Below are 20,922 nucleotides of genomic sequence, written 5' to 3'. Positions count from 1 at the left end.
CGCGCGACGGCGCAGCTCAAGCGGGTAACGGGAGGGTCGTGCCATGACTCAATCCTTTCACGGAATCGAGTCTCTACCTGACACGGGGCGGTTCACAGCCCGCCCCCATCCGCATACCTCACACACCACGGAATACATCCACTACCCCAGGCTCAGCAGAGACTTCAGGAAAGATTACCCTGACGAGCCGAAGTCAGTAACTCTCAGTGCGGTACCTCGGTAGTCGAACCGGTCCCGGCGGGGCACCGCTCCTGCGTCAGCCCTTCCCGGGAGCGAGGGGCAGCATCTGAGAGACCCTGTGCCAGCCTCCGACGATGATCCCGGCCACGACTGCGCCGGCCAGGGGAAGCCATTTTTCGATCCAAGGGTGCCCGAATGCGCCAGCCGCCTTATGTGCTACAACCGCTCCGGCCAAGGCAGCCAGAATGATCAACACTGCGCGTGCCGACTCCTGCAATGCCTTGCGGGGAAGGGAGATCGGCTCGAGCCCTTGCAGCACTTCTTCAGGAAGAAGGCCGCCGACACGGCCCTCGGCATACCGCTCGCCCACTGTCAGCAACTTGCCTGCGAGATCCCGAAGCGCCGGATCGGAGTCAACATCGACACGTAGAAGATCCTGGCGCAGTGCCGCGGCAACAAAGGCTGCGTGCCGCATCGCAGGCGAGTGGCGCAGAGAGACCCACGCCATCGTTCTGCGCCTCCGGTGAGCGCGGAGGAGGCTGCGCTCTACGCGGTAGTACCCGTAGTCCAGCTGCGCCAGGCACTTGACGCGCTCAGGGATGTCTTGGCCGTAGGCACGGCCGCATTTGATCACCTGCCGAGCAACGTCGTGTATCAGTTGGTCACGTACAGGCGTTCCACCGAGTCGGGTCCGGGCCAGGAGCCACAGTAAGACAACACCCAGTCCACCAATGGTCAGCGCAGGCGTCAGATCGGTCAGATGGACCGGCCAGGAGAAGCGCCCGTGCCTCAAGATGTAGGGGTTCACCTTCCACCAGACGCCGATCAAGGTGATACCAGACACCGCGAATGGTGCGAAGGCTCGCCCCACGTCCTCCGGCTCCCGGACCGTCGCTCTGATGAGTGGGACATCAACATCGCCGAGACGCAGTCGCTCGACGGCCCGGTCGAAGTTGGCGATGTACTCTGCGGCGCTTGCCCTCGCCCGTTCCTCAGCAGCTCCTACATTTGGATCGTTCAGATCGTCGAAAAACAATGCTCCCCCTTGGTCTGGCTTGCAGGCTGCATGGAGCACCAAGCTCTGGCGCTCTCTCATGCGCCCCGGCCCCTTTTGCGGTGTCCCGGTCCACCCATCACCGTGCCTCGTTGGCCAGTGAGAGCAGGAGGTGGGCTGATTCGGGGTGGAAGTAGTCGGAGTGCGCTCCCTCGATGCGGGCGGGCGATGCGCGGTAGCGGTGGGAGGCGTCCACGTTGAGCAGGCGGGCGGAGGGGAAGGTGTAGGCGTCACCGGTGTCTTGGAGGCGGAGTGTGTGCAGGTGGCTTTCCGGTGCTGTGGCGCCGGCGTAGCCGATGCCCTCCTTGCCGTCTTCCGTGGCGCGGTGCCAGCGCCCCAGGGCCCGGTCGTGGGGGCTGAATGTCATGGCGACGGGGGCGTTGAGGACGCTGTCCTCGAGCAGGCGGCTGTAGGGCGCTTCAGCGAAGGAGTCGTGGGGCAGCGCCATCTGGAAGGTGGTGAAGCTGTCCAGGGTCCAGGGGTACTGGTCGCTGCGGTAGTTCCAGGCGAGAGTGCGGGGGCTGTGGGGCAGTTTGGTGCTGGCCTGGGCGATGGCGTGGGCCAGGAACCGGCCGCCGAAGGAGTGGCCCACGGCGTGCAGGTACTGGCCGCCAGCGGTCTTGAGCTGCGGCGGGCCGGGGGCGGGGGTGCGGCGGTGCTGGTTGTAGTAGCCGAGGATGGCAGCCAGGACGCGGGCGGCTTGCCCGGGGTGGGACATGGCGGCGGCCCGGTCGCGGATGGTGCGGTAGCCCCTAAGGGTGGGCAGGCTGCGGGAGGGCCACCGGATGGCTATGTACCGGGGCCGGAAGGGGGTCAGGCGGGGGTAGTGGTGGGGCTGGTCGTCGATGAGGTCGCCGATGAGCGCGGCCAGGCGCTGGGCTGCATCGGCTGCGTCGTCGGGCTTGGTCCGCCAGCCGTGGACATAGAGGAAGACGTCGGTGGTGGCGGGGTCAAGGCGCAGGTACCGTTCGACATGGGCGGGGACCTCGTCGGCGTCGAGCGGGGTGCCGGTGCGGGGGTGGATGAGTTTGCCGTCGCGGTCGAGGTCGAGGTGGGTGATGCGCTGGCTCATGGTCTCTTTTGCTGGTCGGGTGTTGCGAGGTGGGTGTCGATGCCCCGCAGCAGGGTGAAGATCAGTCCGAGAGGGCTGGCGTGTTTGATGAGGAACTCGCGGGTGAGTTCTCTGGCGATGTGGGCGATCCGGGCGCCGGTGAACGCTTCTTGGAAGAAGCGGTGGGTGTAGAGGCCGGCGAAGTCCATGGGCACTTCGAGTTGCGGGCCTACGAGGCAGCCGACCCCGAGTTGGAAGAGGGGCCTGCCGAGCCCTTCGTGGATGTGGGTGGCCGTGCGTCCGCCTTCGCACACCATCATGAAGCAGAGGGGCTCTGGAAGGGGTTTCTTGCGTTCCTCGCGCCAGAAGTCCAGGTCGGAGCTGCAGATAGGGTCGTCGTCGCTGAGGGTGACCTGGGCGGGGATCATGCCTTGGTCGTCGAAGCGTTCGGCTGTGCCGTGCGCGCCGAACAGGAGGATCTCCTCGGCGGTGGCGGGGTCGCAAAACGCGTCGGCTACGTCCTGCTTGCAGCTGCGGGTTGCGTAGTCAGTGTGCTCGTCAATGACGGCGTGGACGGGGGCCAGGGGTCCGGCGGGGTGTTCAGGGTTGATCAGCCGCAGGTCGAGTTGCAGTCCGGTGCGTAACCGGCGCTGCGGGCTTCCGATGCGCTGGCGGGTCGAAGCTCTGCCGGCGGTGGGCAGGACGTGTTCGATCAGGTGGGTGTAGCCCAGGAAGCCCGACCAGTCCCATGAGGCGTTCGCTGCGGAGATCCGCGTGTCGGGGTCGGCGCAGACGTAGAGCATGCTCCAGGGGACGAAGAAGTCGTCGGATATGACGGTGATGGTCTGAGGCCTGTTGCGCAGGGCGTGCTCCAGGCGCTCTCCGAGCCGGCGCAAATCGTCGTCACCGTTGCAGAAGATGCGTTTGAAGAGCTTGTTGCCGTGGCGGGCCAGAGCGAGGCCCTGCTTGCTGAGGTAGGTGCGCGCGCGGTCTTCCCCGAAGTCGACGACAGGCGATCCTTCGAAGGTGAACGCCTCCTGCCCTGGCGGCTGGTGCTGGATGACGTCCTTGGACCAGCCGCGCAGCAGCTCTGAGGTGGCGGCGGCGAGGTCTTCCCTGCTGAGGTGGATGGCCCCTTCCATGCTCAGGCTGCCGTCGCGTTGGAACTCTGTGCCGTGGGCGAGCACGGTGTACTGGCCGGCACGGTTGGTGCTGATGTGTAGGAAGATGCTGCGATTGGCGATCTTGTGCGGCTCGGGCGTGGCAGAGGTGTCCTCATCGAGGCCTGCGTGTACGAGCGTGAGGTCGAGATTGATGTTGAGCTGGTCCATTACGAGAGCGCTGCGTTCTCCGGTGCGGCCGCGGGCAAAACGGTGGTCAGTTCCTGCAGGAGGGCCCCGTCACCGCGGCGCATCACGCTGAGCTGGACTTTCACAGGTGTGCCGGTGCGGGGTGTCAGACGGATGCACTGCGTGGGGGTGCCGGCATCGCGGTCGACACGGGTGTAGAACAGCCGCGGCTCGACAGCGGCGTCATCGGCCGACACCACAACCGTCAGGTCGAGCGGGTCGTCACCGCAGACGGGAACAGTGCCGGGCTGGTGCGACTGGTAGTCGAAGGCAAGGAGGATCTCGCGGCCCGCTGCCGCGGGATAGGTTCCCCCCACCACCCTCAGCCGAGCCGAGGACTTCGCCTCAGGAGGCGGAGAGGAGGCAGGGGGGACCGCAGGAGGCGGAACGAGCCCGGCAAAAGGGTCCGAGGGCACATCCCCCATACCAGCGGGGTCCACAGACAGCAGCCACTGGGCCACGCTCGCGTCAGCGGACGGTTCGCGCAGGCTCCCCAGCAGCATCTGCCAGGCGGCGAGCGGGCCGGATCCGGGCAGGTACCGGATCTCCGCCTCGGGGAAGGAGAAGCTCCATGGCCGCGGCCAGTGGCCAGTCCCCGGAAGGGAATACAGCAAGTCGCCCCAGCCCTGCTCCTCAGTCGGGGCGGAGCCCTGGGCAGTCAGCGCCAGCGGGTCGGGGCCGGACGCAGCAGGGGAAGTCGCCCACGTGATGGCCAGGCGGCTGGCCCCCGCAGCAGGCGCCCAGCCGCGGGCCTGTGCAGTCGCAGCCAAGCGCCGGGCAACGGCCGTCTGCGTATGCGACTGGTAGGCATCGATCAGCAAGGTGACGCGTTCTGCGCGCGAGGTGCGCAGCATCTCCACCAGTTCGCTGACCGAAACGGACTGCTCCCCCGCCAAGGCGACCATCACGTCGAGGGAGTCGCGCTCGGAAAAGACACGCGCAGCGCCGGAGAGGTACACCAGGACCAGGTTCTGCCCCTGCGAGGCCAGCTCGCTGATCTTGCTGCGCAGTTCCTGCCGGGTCACCGATCCGACCACGGTGGTGGTGTCGCGGGTGAAGCCCCATCCACTGGCCAGCAGGCGCTCGTATAGCCACAGGGCGTTCTTGTAAGGGGAAGTGTCCTGCTCCCGGGCACCCCACAGCGCCATCCCGCACACCAGTGCGTAGCGCCGCGTGTCGGCGGGCACGAGCCGGCCCAGCGCCCGCCGCACGAGCCGGCCTGCCCGCCGCCTGCGCTGCGGAGCGGGGTCGGAGGCCTGGGCCAGGAAGCTGCGGAAGGCATCGGCATTGCCCAGGCACGGCGGCGGATAGCCGCTGCGTTCGAGCTCCTGGACCAGCCACTCGTGGGCGGCCTGAAGCTTCAGGGGCGTCATCGACTCCGCAGCTCTCAGCAGGAGGTGCGCCAACACCTGCGTGAAGACCGAGGTATCCCGGCTGTTGGCGGCGAATCCCGTCACCGTCCGCCCCAGACCGGCCCACACCGCCACCCCTGGGCGGCCCATCGACGTGACCACCTCGGACACATCCACGTCGCTCCGCGCGCCTGCCGCGCTCTGCCCTGCCCCTAAGCAGGCATCCAGGATCAGCAGGCGGTCCCATCGGTCGTCGACGCGCGGCGACATCGACTTGATGAGCAGGTCTGCGGGCATCCAGGTACTCAGATCGTCCGAGCGTGAATGCGGCAAGGCCAGACGCACGCCGTCCTCCGGCGTGATTGCAGCGTGCCCCGTCCAGTAGACGACGAGGGACGGCTGCTCCTGGGCCACCGCCGCAACCTCATCCAGCACCTGCGAGGCATCACCAGGCTCCAGGACCCGGCAGGCCTGCGGCGCCATCGACGAGGCGTCATCGTGGGCATGCTGGGAGGCCGTCAGCGCCTCTCGTAGTTCCTCAACGTTGCGCGCCGTGCCCGCCGGCAGCTCGAGCGCCGCATCCTCGTACGAACTGACACCCACTAACAGATGCCGCACCGCTGTAGCCGTCATAGCCCCCCGATTCCGCCATGCTCAGTACTGCCCAGAGTAACGAGATCACTACACGCCGCGTGGGCTACTGACGGGTACTCAGCCGGTACGCCCTCGGAATGCCCCCTTTAGAGGTCCTAACAGAAGCTGTCGATCATGTGACTGTCACCCTGAGTGCTCGTTGGTCTTGTCGTGGCGAAGAGGGAGTCGCGGCCGTGGATCGTCTCGGATGAGCTGTGGTCGCTCATCGAACCGTTGCTGCCGGCCCCGGGTGTGCTTCTCCAGCAGTCGCAGCGACCACCGGGCATGTCCCTTGGGCGGCGCCGAGCAGGCGAGCGCGATCAGCCTCGCCTCGACCTCCCCGGTCACCGGGGAGGGCACCGGCGGCAGTGCGCGTTCCTTCCGGCCGACCGTGGCCCACACATCGCCGCCGGTCTCCGCGTACCGCTTCGAGATCAGGCGGACCGAATCGCACGAGACCCCGACCCGGTCCGCAATCACCGCCCCCCGGCCGGCGGGGGCTCGGCACGAGCCGGCCCCGTCCCCGGCCCCGTGCGGGGATCGGTGCCAGGGCGATCCGGACCTCGGCAAGGGATGGCAGCACGATGCCCAGGCTCTTCCAGCCGCGCGGGGAGATCTCGGGGAAGGACCTGGCCATGGTCAGGCGATCCAGCCCCTTCGGATCTCGGCGGCGGTGCCGCCAGGCAGCCTTGCGTGCCCGCCGCCGGCGCGACGAGGACCGCCCGCGGGGGCTGTCCGCCCGTGTCCCGCCGCATGCCGCCGCCCGGTGGGCTGTCCGGCTGCGCGGGCAGGGCATGTCCGCGCAGGACATCGCTGACCGGGCCGGCCTGTCCGTGACCCTGGTCCGCCGCGTCCTGCGGACCCCCGCGCACGACACCACGGTCCCGGATATCGCCCGTACTTCCGCGGACGCCATCCTCGGCATCCCGCTCCCCCACCGCCGCAACCCCGGCGCCTCTGGCCTGACCGACTCCGCGGAAGCATCCCGGCTGCTGGCCGACCTGGCACGTGCCGGATGGCCCGCCACCACACTCGCCCAGCGCCTGGATGTCAACCCACGCACCGTCGCCGAGGTCCGTGACAGACGCCCCCGCCTCCGCCTCGACCTGGCCCTGCACCATCCTCATCGAGCCGGTCACGTTTCTCCTGATGGCGCTCGGGCGCCGGGGCCAGTGGGGTCCCCTCGCTCAGGGCCGCATCCTGGTCGGGGGGGCGCAAGCCCTGGCTCGCTCCGCGTTTCCCGGCTCTGTTCAAGGCGCCCTGAGCGCGACGGGCCGCGGCGGCCCGACGGTGGCCGGCTGCCTGTGGTCGTACGGGCTCGGTGGTCACCCGGGTTCGGGGGCGGTGACGGCCGGGGCGGCGCCGAGGAGGCCGAGGAGGGTCTCGCGGTGGAGGTCCGCGATCGGGCCGAGGAAGTCCGGGTGGCGCAGCAGGGGGGCCGCGCGGTGGTCGCGCGGGCTGGGGATGGTCAGCCGGCGCGCGTCGCCCACGCTGTCGGGGCCGTGGTGGGTGGCGGCCAGGCAGGCGGCGGCCAGGGCGGCGAGGTCGGCGTCGGACAGCAGGCAGGCCGCCCAGCTGACGACGGTCTCGTCGACCTGGGTGCGCCAGGCGTGGGTGGCGTCCGTCAGCGGGGGTGCGTCGGCGCCGGTGACGAAGTCCAGCCGGCCGGAACCGCCGGGGCCGAGCAGGTCCAGCAGTTCGGCGTCCAGCGCGGTGGGGTAGCGCAGGGCGGCGGCGATGGTGGCCGCATGGCCTGCCTGGGCTTCAGCCAGGGCCTGGTTCAGCGGGCCGGTGGCCGGGGGGAAGGCCGCCAGCAGCCAGCGTGCGGAGGCGGCGATGACGGGCGACAGCGCGGTGGGCATGGTGGACCGTCCTGTGCGTATGCCCGCCTGTCCTGGGTGTTCCGGTGTGGGTGATCCGGTCGCGGGCACTGCGCGCCCGGGCGGGGAGGTGCGGACAACGGTACGGCGGCCTCCCCCGGGGGCGACAGGAGCTGCGTCACAGCCGGGGATCACCGAGGGCGGTGAGGGCCTCGGTGCGGGCGGTGTCGAGTTCACCCTTGGTGGCGATGCCTTCACCATGCTCAGCCGCCAGGCAGTGCACTTGCGCGGGCCCGAGTTGCGGAGCCGGGCGCAGGGCTGGGTCCGGGTGGGACTGTGGTCGCAGGAGATGGAGGCATGGATCGGCGCCGTCGGAGTGGACGGCGCCGCCATCGCCCGAGACTGCCGCACCGCGGGCATCGCCCTGTCCGCGATGAACGTGTCCCTCGACGGCAGGCGCGTCAAGGACCGCCTGCGGGGCGGGGAGCCCGCCTTCTCGGTCCTCGCCCGCGCGACAGCCTGCGGGCGCTCACTGTCCGACTGACGCCGCAGACCCAGCCGCCTCGTCCTCCGGCGCGGGGAAGGTGCCCGGCGCGGAACTCCCGCGCGAGCACCGGAGGCGGGCGGCGCGCGGTTGGTTGTCGGGGCGGCCCTGTACCAGGGCGCGTGCGAAGGGGGCCGCCCCCAGCCCCGCCTTCGTGACACGGCAGAGCCTCATCGACGGTATCCGCCGGGTCGCCGAAGCGCTGCTCGGACGGCTGCGGATCAGGGTGCCGCCTTCGGCCTGGTGGGCCAGGTGTCAGCCCGCCGGTCCGGACTCGAAGGCGGGGACGCCGGCGGGCGACAGGTCCGGGCGCGGCCGGTGCCAGCTCGCGGGATGCCGCCAGCGCCCGGCATTGTCGCGGGCGACGTCGACGCCGACCTCCACCACCAGTTCCGGCATCGCGAGGGTGACGTGCAGGCTCTCACGCGAGCCCCATCCGGCGGAGAACGTCCAGCCTGTCCAGGGGTGGTCGTTCCCGGCCGGGGTGAGGAGGCCGGCGAGAGCCCGGCCCGCGGTCTGCGGGAGCGTCGTGCTGCGCCCGATGTAGCGCAGGCGTCCGTCGGTGTCGTAGCGGCCCAGCAGCAGCGTGCGAGGCGCTGCCGGGGAGCCGGTGAACGCGCCGACGACGGCGTCCTCGGTCTCGCGGGCCTTGTGTTTTCTCCAGCCTCGGACGGACGGCTCGTACCGTCCCTCCAGCCTCTTGTAGACCACGCCTTCGAGCCCGACCGCCGTCCAGCCGGTCAGCCACTCACGCACGGTCGCCGGATCGGTGGTCGACGGGCACAGCACCCAGGGCGCGGTGAGCCGGTGGTCGGCGAAGAGGGCTTCCAGGGCGGCCCGGCGGCGGCGGTAGGTCCACCCGGTTGGGTCGGTGCCGGAGAGCCGGAGCAGGTCGAAGGCCACGAAGTGCGCCGGCCACTGCCCGGCCAGCCGGGTCGCGCCAGCTCCGCGTCGCTGCAAGCGGCCCTGCAGCCGCTCGAACGCCAGACGGCCCGCGGCGTCCCAGACGATCAGCTCCCCGTCCAGGGCGGTCGCGTCCGGGAGCTGCGCGGCACCGGAGCGCAGCTCGGGGAAGGAGGGTTCGAGGTCGGTGCCCCTGCGGGAGCGCAAGACCAGGCGGTGAGCGTCCCAGGACAGCAGTGCACGCCAGCCGTCCCATTTCGGCTCCGCCGCGTGCCCCGGGGGCAGGGCCGGGTCGGACACGGGGGCGGCGAGCATCGGCTCCGGCAGCGTCCAGGTCATGAGCCATGCCTTCCACAGCTGTCGACCCGTGTGCTCCGACGCGTGGTGCGAGTGTCCTGGAGCGGTCACAGGCGATCCAGACGAGCGCCGAGGTGCGGATAGCGCGGGCCGCCAGGACGCTGCAAGGCTCGTCCGGCTCGAATGCCCCTGCCCGCAGAAGCAGGCACGTCCTGCGAACCGCACCTGATGCACGTCACGTTCATGGACATCCGCCGCCACGAGCAGCCCAGCTTCACGGTCACCGGATCCGTCTCATGATCAGCTCAGCGTGCGCGACCCGTACGGATCGCGCACGGGACGCGCACGCATGCCGTACGCGCCTCGCTATGGCCGGGACTGCTGTGACCCGCGAGGAGGCTCGTAGGGTGGCGGTGGTCCCCCGCCGGCGCGGATGAGGGCAGGAAGGGAACCAGCACCGGCGAGTGAGGGGGAGGGCCTGAGCGACGTGCGGCTGCGGCCCAGCGCACTACCGGCACCGAGCTGAGACACCGCGCGCCTGGGGAGGACGGATGGGGTTCACCGCGGTCCACGCCGACTGGGGGCGGCTGGATGCCTCGCTGGACGATCTCGGGTGTGGCCGTGCCTGGGAGGACGTCCATCGGGTCGAGGGGCTGCACCTGGTGTGCCCGGAGTGTGGGGGCCGGATGTTCGCGCGGTCTCCTCACGCCGTGCCCGGCACTTCTACCACCAGGAGCGGCCGGCCGAGTGCGAGCTGGCGAACGAGTCCCCGGAGCACAACCTGCTGGAGCTGGCCATGGCCGCCCGGGCGGCGGGGTTCAGGGCAGAGCGCGAGGTCAGCAGCGAGACGGGCACCTGGCGTGAGCTCGCGCCGGAAGCAGGACAGCGTCGCAATGCCCCAGCTCCTGCGCCACGTTGCGCCAGCCCCACCCCTATGCCCCCTTCCCCGCAGCTCAGCTCGGAGCACAGCATCGTGCGGAGCCTCGCCGCACATCAGGAAAACGCTGGAAAGCTTGGAACCCAGCGATCTGATGAGGTAGCACTGCGCGTATGACTGGGGGGTCAGATGGAGTGGGCCACACTCGTTGGCACAGCACTGGGCGCACTAACCACGTTGGCTGGCTCGTCGTGGTCGGAGCACCTGCGGGCACGACGAGATCGCCAGACTCGAGATGAATCGCAGCGGCAGGAAGCCCACGTCGCATTCGTACTTGCGTGCAATGCATCGCATGAGCAACTTCGCCGCATCGCCCGTGGCGATGCCAGCGATACAGAACGAAGGGATGCCTGCCGCGACGCGCTGCTGGAAGCGGGCCTATTCGCGCAAAGGGAGCGACTACTGATCACGGCTTCGCCAGACGTCGTGTGCACGGCAGAAGTTGCTCAACGATCCCTGCTAACCATCCGTGACCTCATCGGATCGGGTGGAACCACCGAAACGGAAAATTACCGGGAGGCGTATGCACGCTACGCGTCCGCGCTATGGCAGCTGCGACAAGCCATGCGCAAAGATACGGTCGCGACCCCGCTCAATCTTGAAGATCCAGTGCTCATCAGGGAACAGCTTCCTCCGGCCAACAGAGACGACTGAGGCAGAGGTTAAACGGCAAGCTGAGCGCAGGTCAGCGTAGGTCTGCGACTTTCAGGCACGTCTGGCAAGTAGTTGAACGCGGTCGGGTAGGTCGCCTGCTGTTGCACGACGGTCAGGTCAGGAGGGTGGTGTAGACGCTGGCCACGGTGGCGGTGAGGGTGATGACCGCGGCGAAGGTGACGGCGGCGCGGGTGAGAGCGGCGGGGTAGGTGGCGCCGTCCATGCGGGCGAGCTTGCCCGCGCCTGCGGCGGCCAGCAGCGCGACGACGATCACGAGTGCGGTGGCAAGGAGGACGACGGCGACGGTCACGGCAGACTCCGGTTACACGTTGGGGTGTTGACGTGGTCGAAGGTCGTGGAAGTGGTGTGCGCCGGGGTTCGCCGCGACGAAGATGAACACCGGCGAACACATCACGGCCCGGGGGCGAGCAGATGCGCGACGAGCACAACGGCCACAATCCGGCACTCGCCGAACTACGCAAGAAGTTGAGCGACGGACTGGCCAAGCGCGGGCTGAACCAGACGGAGCTAGCCCGCCGGGCGGGGCGGGGGCGTACGACCGTGTGGGAGGCCTTCCAGCCCGATGGGCCGCTACCTTCGGCGCAGACGGTGGCGGCACTGGCCAAAGCGCTGAAACTTCCGGTCGAGGAGTTGCTGGCGCTGCAGCGGGAGGCGGCCGGCAACGGGGGCGGTGGGCAGCCACCCGGGCCTGGCAGGTTGATCGGGCAGTGGGAGCCGCACGATCTGGAGGTCCATCCGGCCGGGCACGGCAAGGTCGTTGACGGCTTAGGTGCGCCTGGGACACGGGCGCTGCCCGGGTACGTGCGGCGTGACCATGATCGGGTGCTGGCCGATGCGGTCAGGGATGCGGCGGCCGGCCGCAGCCGGATGGTGGTCCTGGTGGGCACCTCCTCGACCGGGAAAACCCGGGCCTGCTGGGAAGCCGTCCAGCCCCTCGCGGACCGGGGATGGCGGCTGTGGCATCCGTCCGACCCGACCCGGGCCGAGGCCGCCCTGGAGGACCTGCACCGTGTCCAGCCGTGCACCGTGGTGTGGCTGAACGAGGCCCAGCACTACCTCGGCGACCGGGCGGCCGGTGAGCACATCGCGGCCGCCGTCCGCGATGTGCTGCTCAGCGCGGAGCGCGGACCGGTCCTCGTGCTGGGCACGCTCTGGCCGAAATACGCCCGCCGGTACACGGCACTGCCCGCCCCGGGCGGGGAAGATCCGCACAGCCGGGTACGGGAACTGCTTTCCGGCCGCACTGTGACCGTCCCGGATTCCTTCGACGCGCCGGCTCTGGCCGCGGCGACTGCATTGGCCGAGGGCGGTGACCAGCTGCTGGCCGACGCCCTCACCCGCGCCCGCACCGACGGACGCATCACCCAGGACCTGGCCGGTGCCCCCGAGCTCCTCAACCGATACCGGCACGCAAGCCCCCCCGCCAAAGCGCTGCTGGAAGCGGCGATGGACGCGCGCCGCCTCGGCGTCGGCCTCCACCTCCCGCAGGCCTTCCTCACCGACGCCGCGGTCGACTACCTCAGGCAGAGCGACTACGACGAGCTCACCGACGACTGGGCCGAAGCCGCCTACGCCGAACTCGCCGAACCGGTCCACGGCAAACAAGCCCCCCTGCGGCGCACCACGCCCCGATCGCCACGCCGCCCACCCGCCCCGTCCGCAGCCGCAGCCCCGCTCGTGCCACAGCCGTCGGGGCCGGTGTTCCGGCTCGCCGACTACCTCGAACAACACGGCCGCACCATCCGCAAAGCCCTGTGCCCGCCCGCTTCCTTCTGGCACGCCGCCCACACTCACCTCACTCACCCCGACGACCTGGACAACCTTGCCGAAGCAGCCGCGAACCGGCACCGCCTGCAGTGGGCTCACCACCTCCGCCACAGGGCGGCGGACCACGGCAGTGCCAATGCCCTGTACGACCTGGCGTGGGCGCGGGAGCAGGGTGGGGATCGGCAGGGTGCTGAGGGCCTCTTCCGGAAGGCCGCGGACCACGGCAGCGCCGCTGCCCTGCACCGCTTGGCGTGGGCGCGGGAGAAGGCTGGGGATCGGCAGGGTGCTGACACCCTCGCCCTGCAAGCCCTCGACCACGGCGGTGCTCATGCCCTGCACCGCCTGGCGTGGGCGCGGGAGAAGGCTGGGGATCGGGAGGGTGCTGAGGCCCTGGCCCGGCAGGCTGTCGATCACGGTCATCCTGCCCTGCTCCACCTGGTTATGTTCCGGGAGGAGTCCGGGGATCGGGAGGGTGCTGAAGCCCTGGCCCGGCAGACTGTCGACCACAGCATCCTCGACCCCCTGTACAGCCTGGCCGAGACACGAGAGGACGCCGGGGATCAGGAGGGTGCCAACGACCTCTACCAGCAGGCCGCCGACCACGGCAACGGTTACGCCATGCACAGCCTGGCTTTGTCGCGGGAACTGGCTGGGGACCTGAAAGGCGCCGAAGACCTCTATTGGCAGGCCTTCGACCACGGCGACCCCGCCGGCCTCCGCTCCCTGATGCTGATGCGGGTGAAGAGTGATGATCGGGAGGGTGCCGAGGCCCTGGCACGGCAGGCCCTCGAACACGGCGACCCTGACGTCCTGTACCTACTGGCCCAGTTGCAGAGATGGGTTGCGGACCGGAATCGCTGGAGGGCCGAGGCCGAGGCCCTGGCCCGGCTGGCCGTCGACCACGGCATTGACTCGTCTGGCGGGGCAATTCTTGAAAAGCTGTGGCCCCACGGTCTGGACCCAGACGGCACGCCCACGCCTCCATGGCAATGATCCGCGCACCGGCGGTCACGACCGGATGCGTCTGCCGTCGGTGCGGCGCCTCCCGCTCCGCGCGGCCCCCCTTAGTACTGCACTCGCGCCCGAACACCGCCGTGGGCACGGGGCTCTGTACGGCGGACTCAACCAGGGCCGGATCGATGTCGCCCGACTGCGTCGTGCTCTGGTCGGGGTGCGGTTGCCGAGGGCGGCGGATGGTCGGCTCGTGCTGGCGGTGGATGTCTCGCCGTGGCTGCGACCGGACGCTAACACGTGTGCTGACCGGGCCTTTTGCCACACCTTCGGCCGGGGCGAGGGCAAGCATCAGATGGTGCCTGGCTGGCCGTACTCGGTGGTGGCCGCACTCGAGACCGGCCGTACGTCTTGGACGGCGGTACTGGACGCGGTCCGTCTGGAGCCCTCCACCGACGTTGCCGCCGTGACCGCGGTGCAGATCCGCGAGGTCGTCGAGCGCCTGCTCGCTGCTGGCCAGTGGCAGCCGGGTGACCCGGAGGTCCTGGCTGTGCTGGACGCCGGATACGACGCCCCGCGCATCGCTCACCTGCTAGGTGACCTGCCCGTCGAAATCCTCGGCCGGCTCCGTTCGGACCGGGTGATGCGGCGTCCGACGCCCTCCCGCCAAGAGTTCCACCTGGCCAACCCCAAGGGCGGCCGGCCGCCCAAGCACGGCGGCGAGTTCGTCTTCGGCGACTCCACAACCTGGGGCAACGAGCAGGCCATCACGATTACGGACACTCGGCTCTATAGGAAGGCGACCGCGCAGGGGTGAGACCGGCTGCACCCGCGGCTGACCCGCCGGGCCGCATGGCTCGACCATGATGGGCCACTGCCCGTCATCGAGGGCACCGTCATCCGCCTTGTGGTGGAGAAACTGCCCAGCGGCGGGGTGAACAAGCCGGTCTGGCTGTGGTGGTCAGGCACCGGCGCTACCGCAGCGGATGTCGACCGCTGCTGGCAGTCCTTCCTCCGCCGCTTCGACATTGAGCACACCTTCCGCCTGTTCAAGCAGACACTCGGGTGGACAAAGCCCCGGCTTCGCAGCTCGGAGGCGGTCGACCGGTGGACCTGGCTGGTGATCGCTGCTTATGCCCAGCTTCGACTCGCCCGGCCACTGGCCACAGATCTCCGGCGCCCCTGGGAGAAGCCGGCCCCGCCGAACAAGCTGACACCCTCCCGCGTCCGCAGGGGGTTCAGGAACCTGCGCACGAAGACCGGCTCCCCAACCAGTGCACCGAAACCGTCCAAGCCCGGCCCTGGCCGACCACCTGGTTCCAAGAACCGTCACTTGGCCGCCCGGCACGAGGTGGGACGCGTCCTCGCCACCGGTGAGGCCTACAGTCGCCCCAACCACCACAAGGTCGGTACCAAACCCCGCAGGACAGGCTGACAAGCGGCATAGGCGTCAGCACACTGAACGCATGCGATATGAGGAGAAAGCGACGCTCACCATCGCGAGAGCACTGGTGGGGCCATCCTCATCTCCTCACCGGTCCTGCTAATCGCCGGAGCGCCGATCCGCCACCGATACCACCGGTACGTCTACCGGGACCAGGCCCCACCGATCCTGGACAAGAAGCAGGGCTGGATCAGCATCCACTGGTTCGTGGTCACCAATCCTCTTCTCGAATGGCTCTGCTGGCCCACAGAGTCACTTGCCCGTCTCGTCTCACGCCAGGGTTAAAAGCCAAGGTAACTGCCTGTTCTCTAACCGCTTGCGTGGTCGGCTGGGTTCGAACAGCGCCCTGGATCCGGTGAGTTGGCCGATGCCGGGGCATGGAAGAGGGACCTCTTGGTAGCTCGCGGTTGTCGAGTCCAGCGAGAGTCAAGAGGCCCCGTTGTCGAAGTGTCGCGTGGTCGCGGTTGCCCGGTCCAGTTCGTCCACTCCTGCGTGTGACTGCCTCGCCCACAGTTTCGGGAACACCCTGCGACCAGCCAGATCGCCGGCCCCGCTACAGCTCGGACATGAGTGACGCAGAGTGGGCTGTGGTGAAGAATCTACTGCCGGTTCCGGGATGGCTGACCGACTACGCCGACCCCTACCAGGCCTAGTGCTTCGACCCGCCGGTCACGGTCGCATCCAGGTAGCGAAGGCGTCGACGAGGCCCGTGTAGAACCGCTCGCCGGGTACTGAGCCCGGGTTTTTGCTGGCGTCGTAGAACGCGACGTTGGTGAAGGTGGCAGAGGCGGAGGCGTTGAGGTTCTTGTAGAAGGCGAGCTTGCCGCGGCCGAATCCCACAAACAGCCAGAAGACCCCCAGTGAGGCGGTGTTCTGCAGCATGGAGCGGACCTCTGCTTTGTCCCAGGGCTCGTCACCGACCTGGGTCACGATGAAGGCAGGGTCTGCAGCGCCGGACTCCTGATAGTGGCTGACCGCGCGGCGCATCGCGCCGGCAACGTTGCCCCAGCCCCAGTCGACCTGGGTGTGCAGCTGCCCGATACGGCCGCGGTAGTTGTCCAACCGGATCTCCTCGAGGAACGGCTCTCGCCCACTGGAGAAGATCACGGGCACCGTACCGTCGTCGTCGAGGTTGGCCGACAGGGCCAATACGCGTTCGGCGAAGGCCTGCACGGCGAACGACTCGTACAGCTCCTCCATGTGCCAGTCGTGATCCAGGATGAGGTAGACGGCAGCTCGCCGCCCTGTAATCCCCCGGTCGGCGAGAGCCTGACCAGCCTGTCGCACGGGCGCCAGCAGCCCCGGAGCTTGCCGCTCCACCTTCGTCAAGTCCACGGCAGGTGCCGCGGTCGTGCGTGTCTGCCTGGGAAGCAGCGCGGCAGCGGGTTCGGGATCGATGTCGACGCCGTAGTCGGTCGCCAGTCCCGCAAGACCGGAGGCGTAGCCCTGCCCCACAGCCCGTACCTTCCAGCCGTCACCGCGGCGGTAGAGCTCCGCCAGGACCACGACCGTCTCCCACGACCCGAAGTCCGGCGCGGTGAACGACAATGTGGTGCCGCCGCTCTGGGTGATCGTCAGCTGGGGTACTCGGGTGAAGACAGTGCCTGGCTGCAGCGGGTCCACACTCACCACGACCACGACACGGTGCACGTCTGCCGGCAGGCGGGAGAGCTCCGCAGTCACCGCCGCGCCCTCGATGGAGACACCGTCCTGAGCCGGGTGGTTGTAGAAGACCAGGTCGTGATCGGCGCGAACCTTGCCATCAGGCCCGAGCAGCAGCGCGGACACGTCCGCTGCGGGCCCCTGTACAGACACCGACAGCACGGTCCGCGCTGTCAACAGCGTTGTGTTCTCTCCCTTGCGCAGCGACGTCGTCTGCATCCCGTCCCCCTTGATCACCTGGGAAGAAACGGTAGTCGCCTGGGGGCGCGTCTGCCGCCCCTTCGGCGTATCTGCCTCGAGGGCTTGCCTACCGTGCCTGCCAGTGCTCGTCGGCCGCGTCCAGCAGGCGCAGGGCAGGCGGGTTGATGGGTTGGGGTGTTCCCTGCAGGTCGTATTGGAACAGTGCGACGTCCTGCTGGGTTGCCCATGTGATGGCCGGCGGGGTGTAGCCGGCCATCGAGAAGAAGAGTGCGGCGCGCTGCTTGGCGGTCGCGACACCGTGGAGTTGCTGGACGGTAGGGCGGGTGGTGCGGCTGCCTTCCTTCTTCACCTGCGCCACAGCACGCTCGGCGAGGACGTCTATGCCCCCGTCCGCACCGACAGGCGTGGCCGCGGCATCGGTGAAGCCCAGGTAGCGCATCCAGTCGACGGCCGCGAGTTCCGCGTCCCGGGCGTCGCGGATCAGCCGTTCCGCGGGGCGATGGACTGCGGCAGCGGGCGGCGCGGCCACAGCGGCTTCTTCGCGGGCCGCCAACGCGACCCGCAGGCGCGAGTACCGGGCGAACCGAAAAGCCAAGTCCCCGACGCCCAGGTGTCCGAAAGCCGTCTCGGACGCCTCCCACACGTCCTCGGGCCGGGGATCGAACCGGTAGGAGACGCCCTTGTCCGATACGGCCGCTCCCCTGTCGGTGAGGATCAGCAGAGCGGGGCGTGCTCTCCCCTCGGTCACCGACTGCTCGACACACAGGATGCGTTCGTCCACGGCGACGTGCCGGCGGGCGAGACGCTCAGCCTCCGCCTGCAGGCGTGGATTGCGCTCGCCGAGCGTCTTTTCCAAGCAGTGGGCGATCGCCTCGTCCTGCGGCGTTCCCCGCGGCGGGAGATCGTCGAGCAGTTCCCGTACCGCGCGTCGCATCGTGCGTGCCGCTTCGCGTGCTCGGCGCTTCTCGAGGGCGGCGGCAGCCGCCTGCCGCTCCTGCTCTGCTTCCGCAGCGGCCTGGGCCTGCTCCCGGGTGCGGCGGGCTACGTCACGTTCATCGCGTGCGGCATTGCGGCGACCGGCGGGTGTCTTGCCGAGCAGCAACGCGGCAGACGTGGTGAGGAGGAAGACGACCGTCGCGCTCCCCCACACGACGTCGGACACAAACGCGCCCACAATCAGGACGAGCAGTGCGAGGAACGCTATGCAGAAGAGCAGCAGTGTGATCCGCTCGACGTGGCGGTCGCCCGGTGATTGCGGCGCCAGCTGTTCCGGAGTGTGACTGTCATCGGCCGCTGCTGTCACGGCCTGCTTCGGCGGCTGCCAGCCTACGGGCCTCCGGCCGAGCCCACGGCAGCCTCCGGCCCCACCCGTACCGTGGAAGCCGATGACCCCGTCGTTCGCCGGTGCTCTTCGCCCACACACCGGACACTTACCGCGTTCCACCGGACCCCCTCAACGCGCCCCTGTTGGTAGAAGTATGAACAATAACGGAAGCGTCAGAACAGCCCGGGCCGGGCCAGAGGGGTCGCGGCCTCCCGCGATGACCGGCTCAAGTGCGCTCTCAGTCGGCCTGCATGAGCAGTGGCGGGTCAATCGCTCCAGTCACCTGCCATGATTCCTGGCATGTCACAGATGACCCCGGCCATAGCCACGCAGGCAAGCGCACTCCGCCGTGTCCATCCCGTGCTCGCCGCCGCTGCCGGCGCCGTCGTCGGCGCGGCGGTCACTGGCGCGGTGTGGTGGGCCACCTCGGACCGGGGAGCCGATGTCCCCAGCGGGCCTGCGTTCACGGTGTCCGGCAAGGTCACGGTCTTCGGTTCCTGGGTGAACGGCCAGGACGGTGAAGGATGCGTCGGCACGGAAGACTTCGCCGACTTGCGTGGCGGCACCCCCGTGACCGTCTCCGACCTGGACGGACACAAGCTGGCTCAAGGCGCGCTCGCCGACGGCGTCCAGGGCGAGGTCGTCGCAGACAGCTGTACTTGGGCTCTGTCCGTCAGGGGCGTTCCCGGCGGGGCCGCGCAGTACCGCCTGCAGGTCGGCGACCGGGACCCTGTGATGAAAGTGCGCGAGCAGCTCGAAGCGGGAGTCAAGCTCTCGTACGGTCAGCAACAGTGACCTCGGCGGCACTGTGCCGCTGTGAAGGTGCGGGGCTGCACTGACGGCGGGCCAGCACAACCCCGCTCGCCCATCCTAGCGGTGGCGTGGGATGCAGTCCGTGCCACCCGGAGGTGCCCGGTGCCACGCCCGCACAGCCGTGAGCGCGGTGGCCTCAGGGTGGCGCGCCGCGCTTGCTGCAGGCCCGCCGCTCGATCTGCTCGCCGGTTGCTGGAGCCTTCACCGTGGAGGATGTCGTGTGGCTGCCGCCGGCTTCGACTGAACGCTGAGCACCGGCCCCTCGTCGACGCCGGCCTCCCGGCAAGCACGCCGCTGGGGGATTCGGACCCGTCGATCGCCTCGCGACCGCCTGGCACGACGAGGGCCTGCGCCGGTGCGCCGTCGCCGCGCTCGACGCTAGCGGCGTCCCCGCCAGATATCCAACGCCTGTAGGAGACAGCCGCATTGCGGAAGTGCCGTCGGCGTATAGAGATCGTCGGAGACGAGCCGTCCCGCGCCTCGGTGTCAGCGCACCCCGAGAAGACGATCACAACTCCATCACATGAGCTGCACGGGCTTCCATAAGCTGCCTTGGGCAACTTATATCTGGGCCGTGAAGAAAACCCTCAGCACCACAGCCGTCACCCTCCTCCTCGCCGGCCTTGCGGCCTGCAGCAGCAACAGCGGCAGCGGCGCTTCGGATCAGCAGTCCACCACGGGGAAGGCTGGCGCGTCCGCCACACCCACCGCCAGCAAGCCGCTCGACGCCAGCAACGCGTTCACACAAATCTCCGGCAAGGTCGCCTCCGCGAAACTGTCGGGCACCGTCACCGCGGCCAACGACCCGAACCATCTCCTCGGCCGGCCCGGCCAGTACACCTCGAAGATCACGTTCGACGACACACGGATCCCGGCCAGCGAGGTCAGCGGTACCGACAAGGGCGATATCGAACGCGGCGGCGCCATCGAAGCGTTCGCGACAGCCGCCGACGCACGCAGCCGCGCGAAGTACATCGCGGCCGTCACGAAGTCCATGTCAGCGCTCGCCGAGTACGACTACGTCCACGGCACCGTCCTGGTCCGTGTCTCCCACTACCTCACTCCCGCGCAGGCTGCCGCGTACAAGGCGGCAATCGGCAAGCTGAGTTGAGGCACGCTCCCACAGAATGGAGTAGTAGATCGCCGTCGACTTTCGTTTGGTAGAGGCTTCCGCCCGCCTGTTCGACACCCGAGTGCGGCGTGCGGCCCGTACGTATGGCCAGGTCCCCGTTCGGGACGTTGTCCGGCCGTCCGCGTGAGCGGCGCACACGAAGCAGGCAATGGCGCGGCGTGGAGGGCAGCGAGACGACGAGGGGAAGCCGCCCCCAGGGCGTGGGCGCTTTCCCCTCTTGTCCGCCTGCATCGCTCGAGTCGGTCGTCCCAAAGGACGGAACGGGGCATCCACCGGCAAGTGAAGCCCAGCGAGAGGCCGAAGCATCCACCGGCCAATCCGGTGCGGGGCAGGCAGCAGAGTCACTAGCAAGTGGAACAGGCTTGATAACTCCCGATGATGCATCTACGACGCAAGGAAACGCAGTGCAGAAAATAGCGCGCAGCCGTCTTTTCATCATGGCTTCAATCGCGGTGGCGGCCGTGGCGGTTGCCGTCTTCCTGGCGGTCAGGCCGACCGGGTCGCCGGAATACCGTAAGTACAAGGAATACATGGGCCGCCTGCATGCGGAATGGGATGTTAGCCAAGACACAGCCGAGTCGTTCGCTGAGGGCAACTGCAGGCACCTGGAGGGGGGCGGACAGCCCGGGTTCAAGATACAAAACAAAGAGCATCTGAACGCTACAGCCGCACTTCTCGCCGCCTACTGCCCGAACGCGATGGGGCCGTACTTGGACACCGTCCGCACGCTGTACCCGGCATATCAGCTTCAGGCGAAAACAATTGAGAACACCCTCTACAACGTCGAGTCTACCAACTGAGTGTTTTCAGCGTGGCCACTGATCGGGTGACGC

The 20,922-nt window shown here is 69.0% G+C and carries 15 protein-coding genes and 1 pseudogene; 7 read left to right on the top strand and 9 right to left on the bottom strand.

Features of this window, described 5'->3' with window-relative positions:
* Nucleotides 1-256 precede the first annotated feature (256 nt).
* From ACFZDC_RS32660 to ACFZDC_RS32640, 5 genes are all read right to left on the bottom strand, one after another.
* Nucleotides 257-1,276, bottom strand: coding sequence for a hypothetical protein (locus ACFZDC_RS32660; RefSeq protein ID WP_391329392.1), 1,020 nt, complete (start codon nucleotides 1,274-1,276; stop codon nucleotides 257-259).
* 37 nt (nucleotides 1,277-1,313) lie between these two features.
* On the bottom strand, nucleotides 1,314-2,306 hold the full coding sequence (locus tag ACFZDC_RS32655) for a hypothetical protein (protein WP_391329390.1): 993 nt from the start codon (nucleotides 2,304-2,306) through the stop codon (nucleotides 1,314-1,316).
* Nucleotides 2,303-3,616: a hypothetical protein gene (locus ACFZDC_RS32650; protein ID WP_391329389.1), complete on the bottom strand. Its 1,314-nt coding sequence runs from the start codon at nucleotides 3,614-3,616 to the stop codon at nucleotides 2,303-2,305. The genes ACFZDC_RS32655 and ACFZDC_RS32650 overlap by 4 nt, the downstream gene beginning before the upstream one ends.
* A complete protein-coding gene (locus tag ACFZDC_RS32645) occupies nucleotides 3,616-5,589 on the bottom strand; it encodes a hypothetical protein (protein WP_391329388.1) in 1,974 nt (657 codons plus the stop codon). The genes ACFZDC_RS32650 and ACFZDC_RS32645 overlap by 1 nt, the downstream gene beginning before the upstream one ends.
* A gap of 1,355 nt (nucleotides 5,590-6,944) precedes the next feature.
* Nucleotides 6,945-7,481 carry a hypothetical protein gene (locus ACFZDC_RS32640; RefSeq protein ID WP_391329386.1) on the bottom strand — a complete coding sequence of 179 codons (537 nt, stop codon included), beginning with the start codon at nucleotides 7,479-7,481 and terminating at the stop codon, nucleotides 6,945-6,947.
* Between the two features lie 217 nt (nucleotides 7,482-7,698).
* Between ACFZDC_RS32640 and ACFZDC_RS32635 the strand changes: the two genes are divergently transcribed.
* Complete coding sequence (locus ACFZDC_RS32635) at nucleotides 7,699-7,983, top strand: hypothetical protein (RefSeq protein WP_391329384.1); 285 nt, start codon at nucleotides 7,699-7,701, stop codon at nucleotides 7,981-7,983.
* Between the two features lie 255 nt (nucleotides 7,984-8,238).
* Here ACFZDC_RS32635 and ACFZDC_RS32630 read toward each other — a convergent pair whose 3' ends face one another.
* Nucleotides 8,239-9,225, bottom strand: a complete 987-nt coding sequence (locus ACFZDC_RS32630) for an ATP-dependent DNA ligase (RefSeq protein ID WP_391329383.1) — start codon at nucleotides 9,223-9,225, stop codon at nucleotides 8,239-8,241.
* A gap of 1,024 nt (nucleotides 9,226-10,249) precedes the next feature.
* Here ACFZDC_RS32630 and ACFZDC_RS32625 point away from each other — a divergent pair.
* Nucleotides 10,250-10,774 (top strand): hypothetical protein, encoded by a 525-nt coding sequence (locus tag ACFZDC_RS32625; RefSeq protein WP_391329382.1) that lies wholly within the window; start codon nucleotides 10,250-10,252, stop codon nucleotides 10,772-10,774.
* Nucleotides 10,775-10,886: 112 nt separating this feature from the next.
* Here ACFZDC_RS32625 and ACFZDC_RS32620 read toward each other — a convergent pair whose 3' ends face one another.
* The gene (locus tag ACFZDC_RS32620) at nucleotides 10,887-11,084 is read right to left on the bottom strand and encodes a hypothetical protein (protein WP_391329381.1); all 198 of its coding nucleotides are present in this window, start codon (nucleotides 11,082-11,084) and stop codon (nucleotides 10,887-10,889) included.
* 122 nt (nucleotides 11,085-11,206) lie between these two features.
* Between ACFZDC_RS32620 and ACFZDC_RS32615 the strand changes: the two genes are divergently transcribed.
* A complete protein-coding gene (locus ACFZDC_RS32615; protein ID WP_391329380.1) occupies nucleotides 11,207-13,555 on the top strand; it encodes a hypothetical protein in 2,349 nt (782 codons plus the stop codon).
* 64 nt (nucleotides 13,556-13,619) lie between these two features.
* Nucleotides 13,620-14,948 (top strand): annotated as a pseudogene (locus ACFZDC_RS32610) (NF041680 family putative transposase); the annotation flags it as partial.
* A 678-nt stretch (nucleotides 14,949-15,626) separates the two neighbouring features.
* Here ACFZDC_RS32610 and ACFZDC_RS32605 read toward each other — a convergent pair.
* Entirely contained in the window at nucleotides 15,627-16,838 is a 1,212-nt protein-coding gene (locus tag ACFZDC_RS32605) for a VWA domain-containing protein (protein WP_391329379.1), read from the bottom strand.
* An 88-nt stretch (nucleotides 16,839-16,926) separates the two neighbouring features.
* Nucleotides 16,927-18,123 (bottom strand): restriction endonuclease, encoded by a 1,197-nt coding sequence (locus ACFZDC_RS32600; protein ID WP_391329378.1) that lies wholly within the window; start codon nucleotides 18,121-18,123, stop codon nucleotides 16,927-16,929.
* Between the two features lie 321 nt (nucleotides 18,124-18,444).
* Here ACFZDC_RS32600 and ACFZDC_RS32595 point away from each other — a divergent pair, with 321 nt between their 5' ends.
* The 3 genes from ACFZDC_RS32595 (at nucleotide 18,445) to ACFZDC_RS32585 (ending at nucleotide 20,889) form a co-directional block, all read left to right on the top strand.
* Nucleotides 18,445-18,939, top strand: a complete 495-nt coding sequence (locus ACFZDC_RS32595) for a hypothetical protein (RefSeq protein WP_391329377.1) — start codon at nucleotides 18,445-18,447, stop codon at nucleotides 18,937-18,939.
* Nucleotides 18,940-19,531: 592 nt separating this feature from the next.
* Nucleotides 19,532-20,068, top strand: a complete 537-nt coding sequence (locus tag ACFZDC_RS32590) for a hypothetical protein (RefSeq protein WP_391329376.1) — start codon at nucleotides 19,532-19,534, stop codon at nucleotides 20,066-20,068.
* 425 nt (nucleotides 20,069-20,493) lie between these two features.
* A complete protein-coding gene (locus tag ACFZDC_RS32585) occupies nucleotides 20,494-20,889 on the top strand; it encodes a hypothetical protein (protein WP_391329375.1) in 396 nt (131 codons plus the stop codon).
* The last annotated feature ends 33 nt before the right edge of the window (nucleotides 20,890-20,922 follow it).

Origin of the sequence: Streptomyces sp. NPDC007905 (genome assembly GCF_042959345.1) — a bacterium.
Classification (GTDB): domain Bacteria; phylum Actinomycetota; class Actinomycetes; order Streptomycetales; family Streptomycetaceae; genus Streptomyces.
Note: the sequence above shows the minus strand (reverse complement) of the source record. Positions and strands in the feature narration are given on the sequence as shown.

Excerpts from the sequence above, each read along its gene's own strand:
- ACFZDC_RS32660 (WP_391329392.1), bottom strand. The coding sequence starts at position 1,276 with ATGAGAGAGCGCCAGAGCTTGGTGCTCCATGCAGCCTGCAAGCCAGAC.
- ACFZDC_RS32655 (WP_391329390.1), bottom strand. The coding sequence starts at position 2,306 with ATGAGCCAGCGCATCACCCACCTCGACCTCGACCGCGACGGCAAACTC.
- ACFZDC_RS32650 (WP_391329389.1), bottom strand. The coding sequence starts at position 3,616 with ATGGACCAGCTCAACATCAATCTCGACCTCACGCTCGTACACGCAGGC.
- ACFZDC_RS32640 (WP_391329386.1), bottom strand. The coding sequence starts at position 7,481 with ATGCCCACCGCGCTGTCGCCCGTCATCGCCGCCTCCGCACGCTGGCTG.
- ACFZDC_RS32635 (WP_391329384.1), top strand. The coding sequence starts at position 7,699 with ATGCTCAGCCGCCAGGCAGTGCACTTGCGCGGGCCCGAGTTGCGGAGC.
- ACFZDC_RS32630 (WP_391329383.1), bottom strand. The coding sequence starts at position 9,225 with ATGACCTGGACGCTGCCGGAGCCGATGCTCGCCGCCCCCGTGTCCGAC.
- ACFZDC_RS32625 (WP_391329382.1), top strand. The coding sequence starts at position 10,250 with ATGGAGTGGGCCACACTCGTTGGCACAGCACTGGGCGCACTAACCACG.
- ACFZDC_RS32615 (WP_391329380.1), top strand. The coding sequence starts at position 11,207 with ATGCGCGACGAGCACAACGGCCACAATCCGGCACTCGCCGAACTACGC.
- ACFZDC_RS32605 (WP_391329379.1), bottom strand. The coding sequence starts at position 16,838 with ATGCAGACGACGTCGCTGCGCAAGGGAGAGAACACAACGCTGTTGACA.
- ACFZDC_RS32595 (WP_391329377.1), top strand. The coding sequence starts at position 18,445 with ATGTCACAGATGACCCCGGCCATAGCCACGCAGGCAAGCGCACTCCGC.